Origin of the sequence: Emcibacter sp., assembly GCF_963675455.1 — a bacterium.
Classification (GTDB): domain Bacteria; phylum Pseudomonadota; class Alphaproteobacteria; order Sphingomonadales; family Emcibacteraceae; genus Emcibacter.
Window position 1 is genome coordinate 176395 of record NZ_OY776217.1, and the last position, 17505, is coordinate 193899.

Genomic DNA, 17505 nt, shown 5'->3' on the forward strand with positions numbered 1-17505 from the left:
TTACTTCGTTGCGTATGCCCTTTCACCGCGACAATAAAAACTCTCATACTCTTTATCCGGCAGGAAGCAACCACCAGTCGTCCAGATGACATGCACGGCATTTGCAATATTATTTTGCTTCAGATATTCCCGTCCGGCCTCCGTATGATACAGCCTTTCCGGTCCAAATACGCCGGCAGCCGCCGATGGTTCCACCCGCAGGTCTTCCGTTTTTTTTAGAAGAAACAGCCCCTGCATTAAATTTTCATCATTAACCGTGTAGATTCCGGATACCCGGGAACGCATCAGATCGGACACCAGTTTTGACGCGGTCCCTACCGCCAGGCCATCCGCCTCAGTACGGTTATCCAGACCATAATCATAAACAGAAACAGGGCCGTCGTGCTCCTTCAGCATTTCCAAAAGCATGGAGGGTGCCGCCACCGGCTCGGCAAAGAAGGGATGCACATGATCCCCGAACAATTGACCGGCCCCAAAGGCGATTCCTCCGGGGGCACCGCCTATGCCGCAGGGCAGGTAAAGAAAGAGCGGACAGTCAGGTCCTATGAGGATGCCGTGGGACAGGAGCTGTTCCTGTAGTTCGAAGGCTGCCACGCTATAACCGAGAAAAAGGAGCCTCGAATATTCATCGTTCACGAAATATATATGAGACTGGCTTTCGGCACGGGCCGCAGCGTTGTGTACGGCCGTGGTGAAATCACTGTCATATTCTATGACCTGCGCACCATGCTCTCTCAGACGTTGTTTTTTCCAGGCCTTGGCGTCCCTGGACATATGGACTTCCACCTGGAAGCCAAGCGCACGTCCGACGATCCCGACACTCAGACCTAGATTTCCGGTACTTCCGACCGCAATCACTCGAGAAGCAAACTTTTCCCTGATTTCGGAACCGGCCAGCTTTTCCACCGGATCGCCCTCGAAAAGGTAACCTTCTTGCAGCGCCAGATCCCAGGCATGCGAGACCACCTCGAAAATACCGCCCCGCGCCTTGATGGAACCTGCGACAGGCAGGTCGTGATCCGCCTTGATAAACAGACGTGTCATATCATCACCTGCGTCGATCAGCTCCCCCAGAAGACTGGCAGCCGGATAGAGCTTTGACCTGACTTCACCTTTTGTCACATTCAGCTCCGGAAATAATTTTTCCAAAAGCGGCGCCATCGCCCTGAAACGAATAAAAGCCGCTGTAAAATCCTCTTGGGTAACAGCGGAAGACGCTTCGGTAGGTGCAGCGGAACCCCGGCGCGGATTAACCCAAAAGAATTCTTTATATCTTTTCACCTGCTCGACGATATTCATTCGTTTATTTCCCCGAGGCCAAACCCTCTGGATGCGGACAGTTTTATCCGCATCCAGAGGAGGTCCTGACATCTACATTTTATTATATTTATTAATCCGGTACAGTGTGCATCCGAACACCGGAAACAATACCGGCGGCGGATTACACTTGCAAACGATAGAATATTATAAGATATATTAGATATGCTTATACCTAACGGCAAAATATCCCCCTATCTTATAGGCAACCTTTTCTTTTTTGATGTGGTTTGTCGCCATCTCTCCTTCAGTCATGCTGCAGAGGAGCTTAATGTTTCCCAGGCCGCCGTCAGCCAGCGCATGCGACAGTTGGAAGAACAACTCAGCGTACAGTTATTCTATCGCCAGGCCCGGGGAGTTGCCCTGACAAGGGCAGGCGAAATGCTTTACACTGGCTGCAAGGACGGATTTTCCGCAATCTGCAACACCGTATGCGAACTGATTGATGGAAAACCCAGGAACGAGTTGGTGATCAGTTGCCCGCCTTCCCTGGCGATGGACTGGCTGATCCCCAGATTGGATGACTTCTATACAAAACATCCGGAGATTAAGCTGAGGATATCGGCTGAGTTCAATACCCCTTCCCGCGACTTTTTTCTGCGCAACCAGATTGATATCGCCCTGCGCTACGAACCGTTGATTTATCATGCTGGAATGATCTGTGAGAATGTTATTGAAGAACTAATCGTTCCAGTTGGCCCGCCCGGATCGCACAACTTGTGGAATGCTCCGCTGCTCCATGATGCGGAAGCCTGGGACGGCGCCCCGAATAGCTATGAGTGGTCAGTGTGGCTGCAACATCAAAACCTGGAGCACAATGTCACGGGCCAGGAAATTTACTTCAACCTGGCCCAACTTTCCCTCAAGGCCTCCCTGCAAGGTCAGGGAATCGCCATGGGGCGAGCTTCAATCATTCTCGACTACCTGGAACGAGGGGATCTGAAAATATGCGCCGGCAGCCCGGTGAAGTCCGGCTTGTGGTATCGCCTGATCAGCCTGGAGAATACCGGTGACAACAATACGCACCGCAAATTCAAAAAATGGTTCCAGGAGCAGTTGCTGCAATCACGGCAGGAATTCGAGGCATTTCTGAAAAACGGGCAAAAATAAAGGGGCCGCTACCGGACCCTTTGTCGTCAGCTATAGTAATTTATGCCCAGAAGGTTCCAGTAATAATAGAACCAGATCATAAACAGCGCATAGAAACTGATCACACTGTAGCGGATTCTTGCCCAAAGCCCGTTCTTCCCCTTAATGGGGCCAACCCTCTAGATTGATGATGTGGACGGCCCTCGTTAGTGGCATCTGATGTGCCATAGTGAGAGTTGTTTCGAACTTCATTACAGGAGGACCATCCACCATGAACATTACCACAATCGGCCTTGACCTCGCAAAGAGGGTTTTTCAGATCCACGGCATTGATGACACCGGCAAGGTGTTCATCCGAAAACAAGTGCGCCGACATATGCTGCTGCCTTTCTTCGTCAACCTTCCTCCCTGTCTGGTTGGCATGGAAGCCTGCGCCAGTGCTCATCATTGGGCGAGAGAACTTCAGAAACTGGGCTACCAGGTCCGGCTGATGCCGCCTCAATATGTCAAACCCTACGTCAAACGGGGCAAAAATGACGCAGCCGATGCGGAAGCCATCTGTGAAGCGGTCACCCGGCCAACCATGCGCTTTGTACCGATCGCCTGGGCGATCATGACCCGGAAAGAACCCTACACCCCAAGAGAAAGACACGCTTAAACCGCACAACTGAACACAACACCTATTTGCAAGGACATTTGATGTGATGATCACGAAAAGCAGGAATCAAGGGCTCGGACACCTCGACCGCAACCAGGCTCATAATTGAGCGTTAAGTTGATTAGAGACCGGGTCTGCGGAAATCATCAGGGCCAGCGGATATCATCAGGGCCAGCGGATATCAACCGCATCAACAGGCCGGACACATGAAAGCACCTGACGACATCGCAACATCCAACAAATTTACCCTTGCATTTAAAGGGCCGTCCACACATGGTTGCGGAGCGGGGCTCGCAAGAATTATTGTGGATTTCACTTCATATCCGGTTTCAAGACAAGAAAAGGTCATAAAAATAATGTCGCGACTGTGATTTCTAATCAGGCTTAATCTTTGGGCCGGAGCTCCTCAATAACCCGGGCGTCGACCCAGAAAATATCTACATTTTCGTATTTATCCGAGCCCATATTCCGGTTGAAGAAAAGATATTTACCATCCGGCGTCACACTCGCAGACGCTTCCCAGGCGCTTGTGTTTACCTTGTCGCCCAGATTAATGGCCGCGCCCCAGGTGCCATCCTGCTGTCGAAAACTGATATAAAGGTCTGAAGAACCGTGCCCGCCTTCCCGGACAGCATCCCAGATCAAATAGGATTCATCGGGCGCAATGAAGGGATGGTTCAGATTTGTGCCTGTATTGATTTCCTTGCCCAACATTTTTGGTTGTTCATATTTTCCATCGACCAATCGTGAATAACGAAGGGGAAAGTCCGGTTTCTCTTTATCGTAGGTATCAAAATAATAGGCGCCGTTGGCCGACGCCGAAAGCCGCATGATAAGTTGATCTTTAAAGGGAGCTTCAAGATTTTTCACTTCCGACCATCCGGTCCCGGTACGCTCCATATAGCGCCGGCCCAGATGCATGGTCCTGCCATCGGGAGAGACGAATGGCTGACCGGCCCAGCCTGAGACAACAGACTCGCGCCACCGATTATCCTTATATTGAAAAACAACGAACGTAGCGTCTTCGTATTTGCCGCCGTTCCTCAGGAGGTAGAACTCATTCATGTCGGGCGTGAAAGCGCCGCTGTATTCCCAATGTTCTGTCGAAACAATACCGGGCGCAAATGCTTCAGGTGTCAAACCGGGAGGTTCCTGCCCGAGATAAGGGCCGTCGAGGACCGGTAATTCATCCCGGGCATGACTTGCGCCACTCACAGCCAAAAAAGTGAGCAACGGAATAATAAACGCTGAAAAACGCTTCTTCATTTTATAATTCCCCATAGACGATATTATATTTTCATTCTGTAAGTGTGCAAAATCACACGGCATTCGACAAAGGAATTGCGATGAACTGTTCTTTCCGAAAGGTAAAACTCACCTGCCGCATAACGTCCCCCACCAGATTATTAACTTCGGTAATGACCTCGACTAAAAAAGAAAAAATTGGTAGCGGAGAAGGGACAATTCCCCGAAGACGCAGAGATGAGATGGCTTGAGCCCTTCCCCTTGGGATGCTAGATTGCCCACGGAAGACATATAAGCAGGGGGAACATGCCAGCCTATCTCCAGGAAATTCTATACAGCCTTGCCATCCTGCCGGAATTCCGCTACCTGCTTTTCTGGCTGCTGTACGGCCTGCCCTGGGCACTGCTGATCAAGACCCTCAACGGTCGGATGAAAACCGTGCTGTGGTTATATCTCGGTACCTTTATCGCAGGTATTTCCATATACAGCGAGAACCATTTTTATGAACTGAACATAATTGTTTTTGTCACCATCATCACCCTGGCTGGCTTTGGGGTGCCGATGTACTTGATAGACGATGAACTGGAACGGGCCGGCTTTCTCTCTGGTTTTCATAAGCTGGATAGATTTCTCGCCGCTCCCGGCACGGCTCAGGTCTGCTGCCTGCTTCTCTGCCTTTATATCTGGTCCGGCAGGCTCTCTGCCAGACTGTGGCCTGAACATTTCGGCATACGACCCATAGACCGGCTTTATGAAGCAGAGTTGCCCCTCGAACTGGAAGAACGTTACTGGACAATGTCCAAAAGATTCCTTTTAGGTCTTTCAATTGTGCTGTTTGGCGAGTTTCTGCTTTTTCAGGGCGCCCCCATCTGGGGATACGCCGTCGTTACCCCCGGTTTTTTTATCGGCGGCACTGCTTTTTTCACACGCTCCTGCCGCATCGACCGCAATGGCCTGGCTATCTCCCGGCTGTTCCGCAAACCACATCAAATCCCCTGGTCGGACATTGCTTCTTTTGAACGGTTGACGCCCCACCCGCTCTCCGGCATCAGAATAACCCTGAAGCCATCTGGTTTGCCGTTTAGCAACTATCAACAACTGCCCAGCCGGTATGGCTATGACCCTGAGGCGCTGAGCCTCTACTTGAATGACATGAAAGAAAAGATTGGTAGCGGAGGTGCGCTTCCAATGGAACCCCCGGCTTGATTAGCACCTTCAAATCCCGTACCCACTTGAGACTTCAAAGACTTTAAACAGTCGATGTCGGATCAGAGGCCGATCAACTCACTGCAATACTTGGCGTATATAGACCTACTCTCATAAGAGCTTCCTATCCAGCTCCCGGCAACTGGACATCATACCGTGTGCTGCGCCCGCCACCCTCTAACTTGCGAAACACGCCCATTTTCATAAGCTCGGCCAGATCGCGGGTCGCCGTGGCCTTTGAACAGTGCGTAATTTTGGTATATTTCTGGGCGCTCATGCCGCCCTTAAAACCCTCTGGTCCTTCGCGGAACATACGGGCCAGAACTTTGGTTTGGCGCTCATTGAGTTTGTCCGCATGTATGTCCCAGAAACGTGCTTTTGATAACACATAACCGATTTGCCCTTTTGCCTGTCTCTGAGAATCCCGCACTAGCCCGGTAAACCAGACCAGCCACTCAGTAATGTCCAGACCGCCTTGGCTGGCACGGGACAAAGCATCATAATATTCGTTTCGCCGCCCTTCGATTGTGGTCGAAAGACTCAAAAGAGCAGGATGCCCAAGCTCCTGCGATAGAGCGACCTCTGATATCGCACGGCCAACACGGCCATTCCCATCTGAAAACGGGTGGATACATTCAAAATACAAATGCGCTACACCGGCGCGCACCGCCGCCTTGAGATCATGACTTCCATTAAACCATTCAATAAACCGCGCCATTTCGCTTGGCACCTGTTCCGAAGGTGGCGCTTCATAGTGAACTTTCTCGTGACCAATTGCACCGGAGACAATCTGCATCGGTTCGGCACTCGTTCGCCATTTTCCGACATCCAGCCTGCCCCGCTGATAACGGTTCACAATGATCTGATCCTGCCAGGCACACAACATCTCCGCACATAGCGGCGCGGCAAAATGGTCCCGGACGGAGATCATCAACGCCGCCACACCATGAGCCCTCGGATCGCGAACCGTATCCGGCGTGGCATTCAGGCCAAGCTGGTTGCGGATGGAAGAGCGCACATCTTCCCGGTCGAAGTTTTCCCCTTCAATCTGCGATGTTTTCACAGCTTCCGACACCATCAAGTCCACAAGAGCATCCGTCTTTTGGTCTTCGGAAAGATGCTTTACCTCTCCCACAAGCGAGCTTGCTTCCAGCGCATAAATGTAGGCATTCTGGTCAACAGCATCATTGTCCCAAGTAAAATTCGGCCATTCTGTCTGTTGCCAAATGTACGCCATGCCTATCTTTCAATCTTTCAGTCAATTCATTCTGAGCCAATTATAACACATATTCGGCTCAAATATAGTTAATTTATGAGCCGAATAATCAACCTATTCGGCTCAGGCAAAATAGTAACCGGATATGAGATCGGCTTATATAGTGAGACTTTCTTTCTTATAGAAGGATGAGTTGCGACCAAAAGACTTCCTAACTCCGTTATTGGCCCGTTATAATGTGGGCTCGTCATAGAAGTTTGGATGAAGCCACAAAATGCACCATACGAATCCCCAACTTGTTGAAGTACGCATCGCGCCTCCCGGCTATAAAACCCTGTATTTCGACATGGTCTTTGTGGTCGGAACCCAGGGACGTATTGTGGAAACCAGCGACACCATGTGGGATATCGGTCGTCTGGAAAAATGGCTCCAGGAAGTGGCCGAGGGAAAACCCGTTGCCGAAATGGAAGTGGACCGTGAGGGCGCCATTGATACTCTCAAGGTCACAAAAATCGATGAGCTACGCTGTCATCTTCTAATTTATGACCCGATCCCGGAAAATGACGCAAAACCCGGCGACCCCCTCGACGTTTTTGTGGATGCTATCATCTCGCGAAAGAAACTTGTCTGGGAAATTTACTTCGAAATGCAGAAATGGGCGCAAGTCCTGCGTGACAATAACCGGCATTTTGCGGGCGAAAGTGAAAGCGACCCCGACTGGCTGAAAATTCCTTTTGTGGAAGAATGGCTCGATTGGGAAAACTGTAAAACCTATTTCAATGATGATATTTGTGATCCCGGTTATCGATAGAAAATAGATCAAAGTAAACTACATGCGTATCTGGTCCATACAAAGCAGGGAAGCCTGGGAATATCTTGAACGCCACGGTGAGCTCATGGCAAAGCGCCACCACTGTTCGGACAGCTGGCCTCAGGCCTATGACTGGATGAAGGCGCAGCTCACCCGGCGGATCGGACCGCCACCACTGGAGAATACCGAACCTCTATGGGGCTGGTATCAATGGAATAATGAGAGACAGAAAAGGCCAGACCTGCGCAGCGTCCGGCATAACTGGTCACCGCCCGGTCCTTATGTAATGCTGGAATGCGAGTTGCCAGTTCATGAAGTCTTGCTCTCTGACTTCGGAGCCTGGCATTTTCCCTTGAACGACTGGCATCTGGCCCTTCAAGAGCAGGAAGATGAGCGCTTTAGCCAAGCCTTGGACCACGCCTATCATCGTAAGGATCGCGCGAAGCTGGAAATCTTGCAGCGGGAAAAAGAAAAAAGCTGGGAAGTGATCTTCGACCTGCAAGCTCTTGATCATGAAGACTGGAAACTGATCCCTGAAAAAGAAATCCAGGCCTGCTTCTGGCAGATCAAGGTAGATAAGGTGAAATCTGTAACGAAATTCACATCGAGACAATCGAAGACCTGGACTTAAACAGGCCAAAGCCAACAACCAGGAGGCCGCTTCCAATAGCCAATCAAAACAAAGCGACTCAACGTCATATTTAGCGTAAATTCAATAGCTTATGGCAGAATAACCCTACAGGATTCTGGACTTTTACTAGCACCACCACTATGGTATAAAATTCATGCTAAAATGGTGAAAAATTGGTGCACTACCACCAAGGGGGAGCATTTCTTTGAAACGATTTACAGGACAAACGAATAGTGTCAGGCTGTCAGTCACTCTCAATGTAGGCAAATCCCCGGAATTGAGCAAGCTTTCAACATCCTTGGACTCGTATGCCTTCTAGGGATCTCGCGGATGGCTTCCGAGTGTATTTTTCGACACCGGACACCGGATATAGAAAGCGATCTTCCGCTATGCTAGCTGAAGGAAATACCTGACGATAAAGGGGAAAAGGAGAATTAAGTGATCACGACGCCTAATGTAAGAGACAATAGGTTTATTCAATGTAGCTCCTCGCCACTCAGCGCATTATCAATACCCTCCCGCTCTACACTGCAATTCTGTAACCTAGGGGGAACATGTAAATGAGCCAACTAAACGGTTTAATCTCCTTTCTTCGTCACTACGGACCAATCCCTGCCGGAGATAATATGTATGACGAATTGATTCAGACCGAAATCGAGCGCCATGATATTGATCCCGTCATTCACATCACTCCAGCAAGATTGGAAGAAGTTCAAAAGAACTTCGGAGCAGCAGAGCCCCGCAATATCATACTGACGGGGACGGCTGGCGACGGCAAGACCTTTCACTGCCGCCAAATCTGGACTACTTTCGGCGGCGACCTCGAACATTGGAATGCCGGAGAAAAGATTGTCTCCCTAAAACTTCCAGCATCGGGCAAGACATTATCCATTGTCAAAGACCTAAGCGAGCTGACACAAGACGAAAAGAACAAAATTCTAGCGAACCTAGCCGCGTCCGTTGTAGGCAAAGTATCTGACAAAGTGTACCTTGTAGCAGCCAATGACGGTCAGCTCCTTGCAAGTTGGCGTGATTGGTCAGAAAACCATGGAGAAGAAGAACATAAGATATTCAAAATCGTAGAGGACATGCTTGTTGAGGAACGTGTAAGTGATGATACTCTTAATCTAAACCTCTACAATCTCAGCCGCCTTGATGCTTCTAAACATTTCCAAGAACTCATTGAGCAAGTCGTTGAGCACCCTCAGTGGTCCCAATGTGATGGCTGTGACATGTTGCAAAGCGATGGGTCAACAACCTGTCCTATTCGTATCAACCGAGAGCGCCTTCGCAGTGGAAGCAATGGATCGGTATTTCGCATGCGATTGGGAGAGCTGATGAAGCTTGCACGGGCCAACCGTATGCACATCCCCATCCGGGACTTACTTCTTCTCAGCGTAAATATACTTTTGGGCGACCAACGAACCGGACGGGTTTTATTAACCTGTCGTACGGCAAAGAATCGCGCAGAGAAAGAAAACTACCGATTCACAAACCCCTATGCCAACGTTTTCGGAACGAACCTTTCCGACCGGCAACGTCAACAGTATCAAGTTTTTAACATCCTCGAAGCATTCGGCATTGGACGTGAAACAGATAACAAATTTGATAATTTGCTAATCTACGGCTCATACAGCGATTCAACACTCTACACTGATTTGATATCCAAAGATGCTTTTTACGGTTCGGCCGCATATGAACCATATTTGCGAGACTACCTTGAGGGCGCCCGAGAGAACATTGAGGCATTCATGCAGGCGCTTTCGAGACAACGGCAAAGGCTTTTCTTTTCTTTGCCTAACGATAGCAGTCTTGATCCTTGGCACTTAACTGTATACCAGGCATCAGGGCAGTTTCTGGAATTTGTAAGTCGGCTAAAGAACGGTGGCGATACATCCAGGACAAAGGAACTTCTCGTTCGAGGACTGAATAGAACGTTCTGCGGTATGATGATAGATGATGGAACGGAACTTTACCTTGCGTCTTCTGGTGGTGATGGTAGAGGCCGGATTGCCTCAATTCTGAATTATGACTTACCAACTACCCGCCATAGAAGAGCTCCCTACCTTAACTTCGCGCTAGGAGCCGACGACGCCACACCCTGTATGCAGATCGTCGACCCTGCTGCAGTCGGTGATGGTATTGTTGACAGTCTGACTCTTCAGCTTACTCATTTTGAGTATCTTGTTCGTGTCGCAAAAGGCAGCTTACCAGCGAGCTTTTCCCGTCAATGCAATGAGGATTTCCTGGATTTCAAATTAAGGCTAATCAAACGACTTGATTACCTAATCGGTGGAGAACCGTGCGACGATGAAATAAACTATCAAGCACTTACGGTGGATGAACGTGGTCGCGCTCATCCCGAAAATGTACGAATAAGGGTGGGTTTATGAGTGCACGTCTCGAAGCTCCTGCTAAATACAGAAGCGATGTCAATGTTTGGGTTGATGAAGCCATTTGGGGTCACCGTCTATACAACGACCAGACGCCATGGCTTGTATTTTTGGAGTTCCTTGCAATATTTCAGTCGAGGAATGCAGAAGGAAAAGCGCTGAATGAAACCCGAAATGCTGGTACGCACGAGGCCTTTACGTATTACATTCCTCGCCTTATTCCCCTGCGGCAACTGGTTTTTAACAATCCTCACATCCGATATGTTGAGGAGAACCACCAGTCCGATCCTGAGAGATGGCAGGCATGGTTGAAAACATTCTCTTCCGACGATGAGTTCGGATATCTACAAGAGAGATTTGGCTCATTTTCCCGTCTTTCCCGCATAGTTGAATTTTTTCAAACCACCGCGATTGAACCACACCGCCAACGTCGATGGACTTCTCGCTTTCTATTTCCCTACGGCCCAAACTGCCTATATGCGGATTTGCCGGCCAATGCAAATGGAAGCCCGGACAGACGCTTCTTTGCAAGAAGTGGCGAACTACTTTACCTGATGTTGAACCGCAGCGGTAAAGGTAAAAAGCTGGCAGAAATGATTTCTGAGAAATTGTTGCGTCAAGACGAAACCTGGAATCGCGTCGTTCGAGCACTGTTACCTGATGGGTATAGGATCGACTCGAACCTAGTCTCGAGCACAATCGGATATCTACCTTTTGCCGAACGGCCAGAATACGAAAACCTTGCCGAAACCTGGAAACGTCTACTTAATCTGGATTTATCTGGCGAAGCATTACTAGATCCTTTGATGCGCTTATCTGCGTTGCACATGCTTATATATATGCTCAAAAGAGCTAATGAAGAAGTGGGCGACAGCAGCGAACCAAAGTTTGTATTGGAAATTGCCTCACCTCACCGAACAACACTGTTCGAACTCTCAAAAGAAAACTTCGGGGCGAACCGAATGTTATCTACACGTGCTGTTCGCGCCTATATTGAATCTGCTAAAGCAGACGACCGCTGGAGCAACGCATTGCAAGCGAGATCGCCTGCAGAAGCAGCACGAGAATATCTTACTGAGCGCTATGCATGGCAGCCAGATGATGGCCCACCGTCCGGTGATCCGGATACGATATTTGATGCTCTTAGAATCTATGCAGAGAAGCGTCACCAACAGCACGTAGCAAAGGTGCATATGGAATGGGCAAGGCAAATTGGATTAGCCGTTTCACGGCGAGGCGCGGGAACATGGTACTCGCCTGATGATACTTTGCTCAAAGCCCTAGTCATGTGTGTTGTAGATGAAGGCAGAGAGGAATATCACCGTTTTCTGGCAAAGCTCTATGACCGATTTCATTTGGTAATCGGAGCGAACGAAGCAGAAAAAGCGTTTGGCATTCTACCGACCGATCAAAACGCCTTTACGCAAAATACACAGCGCTTAGAACAGCGTTTAAGGACACTTGGGCTACTTCGCCGTCTTTCAGATGATTGTGCCTACGTTGAGAACCCGTTCAGGAGTAATAGATGACACGAAACGAACTCATCGCAGCAGTCGCTCTCGATTTCATAAAGGGTCACTTGGATCAAGAACCGGATGGCTCCATGCGCTTTTGCATGCTTGGCCTGGAAGCGTCACTCGTGCGTTCTATTGCAGAAGCTGTATTGGCTGTTTCAGAAACGTCATCTGATATTGCAGTGAGGATTCCGAGTTTGTTTGATCCAGAAGGCGCTCTTCCTTCTGAGGCAAGAAGCGATCAATCCATCACACATTGGCGCCATTGCCGACTGCCGGAAAACATACGCGCTGTGCTATTTGCCGCATCTCAAGAAGAACTTCAGCGGAATGATAAGAGCGTCGAGAAAATAACCAAAATTGAAACAGACACACTTAGAGCCCACTATGATGCTTGGATTGACCAAGTTGGTTTGACCTCGGTATATCTTGATGAAACAAAGCGTAGACATTTACTCACAGCCCTTCAGTCGGCAAACAATACTCATGCTGCTCGAACCATTGAGACATTTGCAGATTTTGTACTTTCTATTGCAGAAGGCATTACTACCAAAGGCCTCCCTCTCCAAAAAGCGATTGACAATGCCCTTCCGAGCTTAAAGCTTCCACGATATTCAGGTTATTTTGACCGCATACCGGAAACGAAACGCAATGCAACCAAGGAATGGGATAAAATATTCAAAGGGCTGCACAGCAAAGTCCGCCCTCTTCTAGTTCTAGAGACCGAAAAAGGGGAACCGATACCGCGCGAACATCTGCGTGCTAATCTCGATGATATTTCCGACCGACTAGACGAAGCTGAATATCTGGCAATTGAGGATTTTTTAGCTGCTGATTTGCGCATTGATGATTGGTCCGATGCACAAAAAAGACTGGTTGAATTAGATTGGCGCTCCGTCTCTGATCTCTTCGAAGGGATTACAAAAACATCGTCGACTCCCTTGGGCCAAGAAACAATAAAATTCTTTGATGATGAATTTGATGATTTACTTGAAGAGGAAGAGCGGGAACTTCTTGCGAGCGATTTTCCTAAAGAGCCATCAAACGATTTGCAAGACTTCTTTGAAACGCATAGAGAACATTTGGCGCGCGACAAGAAATTATCTGGGAAATGGGAGCGCTACATTTATCGCAATCCTCAGACCTATCAGAATTTTCTCGTAGGATTGCTGGATACACTGGACAGCTTACGCCGCAGAGGTAGTGATGATGACTTAATAGAAAAGAAATTGACTATTCGCATACCCAACGCCCGAGAAAAAAGCTTTTGGCGCGGAAAGAACCCGAAAGTTGCGCGGTACTTCGCGTTTCGATACCGGGGACTGCAAACCGTCCTGGGAGACGATGTCGAATTAGATTTCGGAAAACTTATGGAATATTACTTTCCGCAAGTCGATGACGATCTCGCCAAAACGACATCTAACTCTAAAGAAGCACGATCTATCAAATTCGAGGCCGTTCTGGATCCTAATGGAGCTAAGACCAAACTCATTTTTCACTGGGAAATGCCCGTTGATGCAATTGCCACAGCAATGCCCGATGACTTATTGAATGTGGCCAATCACGGAGAATTGTACGCGTTATTACCCACGGCAGACATTGCTCGACAATCCGTTAGCGCTAAAGGAATTATTCAGCGTATCGCATTAGATGATGTCAACACAATCCGCGATGTTGCAAATACAAATGATGGAAAACTTGTTGCCCCGAACAAGGCAATCGGTGATCGAAGCGATGCTTTCCTGAGCAAGTTGACGGATCTTTCAGGCGTATTAGGGGTAGAAGCAACTCAAATAATAAGTGAACGGTTCGAGGCTTTCCGGAGCTCCTATTCAGCAGCTATTCGTGACTGGGTTTCACCTGAAGGACAGGGAATAAGTTCGGATGCGTTTTTGCGCCAGGTAACAGCATATGATGACTTGCTCGTTGCCTTGATGGCACAGGCAAGCAACGACATTGCTCGTGAAACGCTTTGGCAGGAAATTCTGAGATTTGGTGTGGCAATTGTAGGTGTTGGGAGTCCTGCCGCCATCGTCACGCCATGGCATCCATTGCGTCTTGCTGAAATCCACATAAAAGCTAGCCAAGCCGCACAAATTATTCACAACGTTCTCGATGCGGAAGAAAATGATATTTTCCGCGCAGACCTGTTGTTTTCTCAGGTTCAGTTCGAGCTCCTAGCGAACTATTATCCAGAAGTCTGTATCGGCTTTGATCGGGATCAACCGATACTCCTTGCAGCAGCAGGCACTTCTTATGATTATACTCTCGCCGAGCCGCCCCTAAGGAGAGACCGACAAGGAGGGGACGACACACTTGATATTGAGCCAGATATTGCTGCGAAAGCCTTTGGCAATGTCGGGGAGCAGTATTTGAAACTTCTGCCTCACGAGCGCAGTAACTTCTCGGTCGTACTTTATAATGCGGAATCCAAAGCGTTACCTAGCGCTTTAGCATCAGAGCTTTCCAGTAAAGTTGAACAAGAAAATCAACTGCAATGTGATCTCTTGCTTACACATTCAGAACCAAAACGCATTAGAAGGATTTACGAACAACAGAATGCCACCGTTAATGAAGAATCGGGTTCAGTCATGGCCAGTGAAGCGGCCAGAAATTTCCTTTCCCGGCTCCGCGTAGGATTTCTTGACGCGGCTAAAATTCCTGACAACGACAATGACCGTGTTGCCGATTTGGTTGCTCTTCAAGACGTTGTGGCTAGGAACGCTCAGTTGGTATGGAAAAATGCGCCCAGTGATAGACATTCTGACCTACTCACTCATGTTCCCGCACGCTGGTCACGTCGTCGCCCCATTGGCATAGCAGATACGGCTACAACCGTGTATTTGGCCTGTCCCATGCAGCCACATTCTGGTCAGAGTTATCTCAACCTCATTCACGTTTTTTTGAAGGGAGATAATGCGCCGCCAGGAAATGTTATCCCCGCCCGCGAGGTTAATTTCCGCGATAGCGATATCGGCAACGTGTTCACTCAAACACACAAAATCGGTGAGTGGGTTGTAAACTTCGATGAATTGGTTGACCGTCGCCTCCTGAGCAACAATGGCGTTCGTGTAATTCGCCATATTCGAGACCGGCAAGTAGATCGGAATATCGTTGTATCAACTACATCTAAGCCCAAGCTCTTGCGTGTGCTTCTCAAAGAACGATTGGACAGACTCGATCCGGCAATCACCTCAGATGATCAATCAGTCATTGACCAACTAATTGACCAAGCCAACAGGCTGTCTGGTCAAGTAGTTATGCGGGCCGCACGATATGGTCATTATGCAAATGAGTTGCTTGGTATTGTTCTATCCATGGAGGAAATTCGAAATGGACTTGGCGACTCAAGCCTACCCATTGGCTGGTATTTTCTGGATGATTTTGCATCATGGTTTGGACAACGTGAAGAGCAAATTGCCGATATTATGGCCATCGCACCTCGTGTTGTCGATGGTAAGCCGGTTCTCAAAGTGGCGATTTCAGAGGCAAAATTTGTTAGTTCTCGTGGGCACAGGACACAAGCGAAGAAGTCAGCCAAGCAACTCGAAGAAACCATAGCGCGCTTAGGGAGAGCCATTGACCCCAATCACAGGCGGATTGATCGTGATATCTGGCTTAATCGTATAGGCGACTTCATGATTGAAGGCATGGAGCCGTTTGATTCTGCTCTAATGAACGGTTGGGATCTACATAAATGGTCAGACGAAGTCAGACAGGACAAAATACCGATACAGCTTGCGGGCTTTTCGCATGTCTTCGTTCACGACAATGACGAGTATGTAGATAGTGGTGATGCGACACCCTTAAAAGGCATGCCGCACTGTGCACAACAGGTATTTGACAAAGCAAAAGTTGCCGGTGCATTCCGCGCATTCGCCCAAAAAGGCAAAGAGTCTGAAGAGCAACCAAAAGCCGAAGGCAGCACATGGAGTGAAGCGCTCGTTTCCACGGGAACGGTTTCAGAGACTCAAGAGGAAGCCACGGTTAAGGGCGCTGTTGCGGACACTCAATCTCAATCCCCTGGATTAGAACCAGCAGAACCTAGCATTGCAAATGGGCCAGTAGCCCACATAGAACTCGATACGGCAGTTTCCCCTGCTCCAAAGGCACATAACACATCAACTCAACCAAGCTCAGGAACAGAAGACACCAAACCTGCAATTCCAGATGAATTGCTTGATAGGTGGCCGTCACGGCAGCTCGCCGAATGGGTCAATAACGGTTCAGCTTCAGAGGAGGAGGACGAAAACACCAAAGCGTGGTTAGATAATACGGTCAAAGCCTTACAAAGAGCATTGAGAGGCTATGAAATGACCGCTGAGCTGATAGGAGCAAGACTCACACCAAATGCTGCCCTTGTCCGCTTCAGGGGATCAGATGATCTAACCGTTCCTAAAGTTGAGAAGAAGCGCCAAGAACTGCTGACCTCTCATGCTGTTGATGTCATCAATGTACTTGCTGCTCCGATGGAAATTATCATCATGGTCAAACGACCCCATCGGGCAATTTTGCGATTGCAGGATCTATGGCGAAGACGGCAACTCCCTGCGACAGCACCGGAGTCCAACACCAGCTTGCTGCTAGGTGCGAAAGAATCTGATGGTGAAATTCTATATCTAAATGTTGGCAACGAATTCGGGGGGCAACAACCACACGGACCTCACACCTTGATTGCTGGTGAAACAGGGAGTGGTAAGGGTGTTCTAGTCCAGACGCTGCTTCTGGATATTTGCGCGACGAACTCTCCTGAGAAAGCGCGCATTCGCATGATTGACCCCAAAGCCGGAATTGATTTTCCCTGGCTGCGCAAAATGCCTCATCTCGATGGAGACCTCATTACTGAGCAAGACGAAGCCATACATGCCCTCGAAGAGTTGGTGGCCGAAATGGAGAGAAGAAACCGTCTGCTTGCAGAAGCCGGCGTTACCAAGCTCGACAACTATAACCGCAAGGTTCCGCCATCCGATCAACTCCCAAGGATTTGGCTATTCCATGATGAATTGGCCGACTGGATGATGATTAACGAGTACAGGGACGCCGTTGATTTGAATGCCAGCCGTTTGGGCGTTAAAGCAAGGGCTGCAGGAATCAACCTCGTTTTGATTACACAACGACCGGACAAGGACGCCTTGCCAATGCAACTCCGCGCCAATTTAACAAACAGACTAGTTCTAAAAGTTGCAGACAAGAAGAACTCTATGCTGGTTTTGGACGAGCCCGGTGCCGAGAGATTACTTGGTCGTGGCCATCTGGCTGCAAAACTGTCGGGAGAAGGAAAAATTATTTTGGCTCAAGTTCCCTTTGCATCTGAGGAAGAAATCTCTGAAATTGCACAACTAATTGTAATGGCGCGTGAAACTCGAATACCCTGAACAGGTAGAAAAGAGCATCAATGAGTTCATTATGAATTTCTACAATCGGA

10 protein-coding genes and 1 pseudogene are annotated in these 17505 nt (G+C 48.8%); 8 read left to right on the plus strand and 3 right to left on the minus strand.

The window, feature by feature from the left end; all coding sequences use genetic code 11:
• Positions 1 to 1299, minus strand: coding sequence for a D-serine ammonia-lyase (locus ACORNT_RS00725; RefSeq protein WP_321393952.1), 1299 nt, complete (start codon positions 1297 to 1299; stop codon positions 1 to 3).
• A gap of 183 nt (positions 1300 to 1482) precedes the next feature.
• Between ACORNT_RS00725 and ACORNT_RS00730 the strand changes: the two genes are divergently transcribed.
• A complete protein-coding gene (locus ACORNT_RS00730) occupies positions 1483 to 2427 on the plus strand; it encodes a LysR family transcriptional regulator (RefSeq protein WP_321393954.1) in 945 nt (314 codons plus the stop codon).
• Positions 2428 to 2677: 250 nt separating this feature from the next.
• Positions 2678 to 3007: pseudogene (locus ACORNT_RS00735) on the plus strand (IS110 family transposase); the annotation flags it as partial.
• Between the two features lie 441 nt (positions 3008 to 3448).
• Here the strand turns inward: ACORNT_RS00735 and ACORNT_RS00740 are convergent.
• Entirely contained in the window at positions 3449 to 4330 is an 882-nt protein-coding gene (locus ACORNT_RS00740; RefSeq protein ID WP_321393956.1) for a hypothetical protein, read from the minus strand.
• Positions 4331 to 4615: 285 nt separating this feature from the next.
• Between ACORNT_RS00740 and ACORNT_RS00745 the strand changes: the two genes are divergently transcribed.
• Positions 4616 to 5515, plus strand: coding sequence for a hypothetical protein (locus tag ACORNT_RS00745; RefSeq protein ID WP_321393961.1), 900 nt, complete (start codon positions 4616 to 4618; stop codon positions 5513 to 5515).
• A 124-nt stretch (positions 5516 to 5639) separates the two neighbouring features.
• Here the strand turns inward: ACORNT_RS00745 and ACORNT_RS00750 are convergent, their stop codons facing one another.
• Entirely contained in the window at positions 5640 to 6752 is a 1113-nt protein-coding gene (locus ACORNT_RS00750) for a Fic family protein (protein ID WP_321393964.1), read from the minus strand.
• A gap of 253 nt (positions 6753 to 7005) precedes the next feature.
• On the opposite strand from ACORNT_RS00750, the gene ACORNT_RS00755 reads away from it, so the two are divergent.
• The 5 genes from ACORNT_RS00755 (at position 7006) to ACORNT_RS00775 (ending at position 17455) form a co-directional block, all read left to right on the plus strand.
• Positions 7006 to 7542 carry a hypothetical protein gene (locus ACORNT_RS00755; RefSeq protein WP_321393967.1) on the plus strand — a complete coding sequence of 179 codons (537 nt, stop codon included), beginning with the start codon at positions 7006 to 7008 and terminating at the stop codon, positions 7540 to 7542.
• Between the two features lie 22 nt (positions 7543 to 7564).
• Positions 7565 to 8173 (plus strand): DUF3841 domain-containing protein, encoded by a 609-nt coding sequence (locus ACORNT_RS00760; protein WP_321393970.1) that lies wholly within the window; start codon positions 7565 to 7567, stop codon positions 8171 to 8173.
• A 560-nt stretch (positions 8174 to 8733) separates the two neighbouring features.
• Positions 8734 to 10566 carry a hypothetical protein gene (locus tag ACORNT_RS00765; RefSeq protein WP_321393973.1) on the plus strand — a complete coding sequence of 611 codons (1833 nt, stop codon included), beginning with the start codon at positions 8734 to 8736 and terminating at the stop codon, positions 10564 to 10566.
• Complete coding sequence (locus tag ACORNT_RS00770) at positions 10563 to 12095, plus strand: hypothetical protein (protein WP_321393976.1); 1533 nt, start codon at positions 10563 to 10565, stop codon at positions 12093 to 12095. Before ACORNT_RS00765 ends, ACORNT_RS00770 begins: the two co-directional genes overlap by 4 nt.
• Positions 12092 to 17455 (plus strand): FtsK/SpoIIIE domain-containing protein, encoded by a 5364-nt coding sequence (locus tag ACORNT_RS00775; RefSeq protein WP_321393979.1) that lies wholly within the window; start codon positions 12092 to 12094, stop codon positions 17453 to 17455. The genes ACORNT_RS00770 and ACORNT_RS00775 overlap by 4 nt, the downstream gene beginning before the upstream one ends.
• Positions 17456 to 17505: the final 50 nt, after the last annotated feature.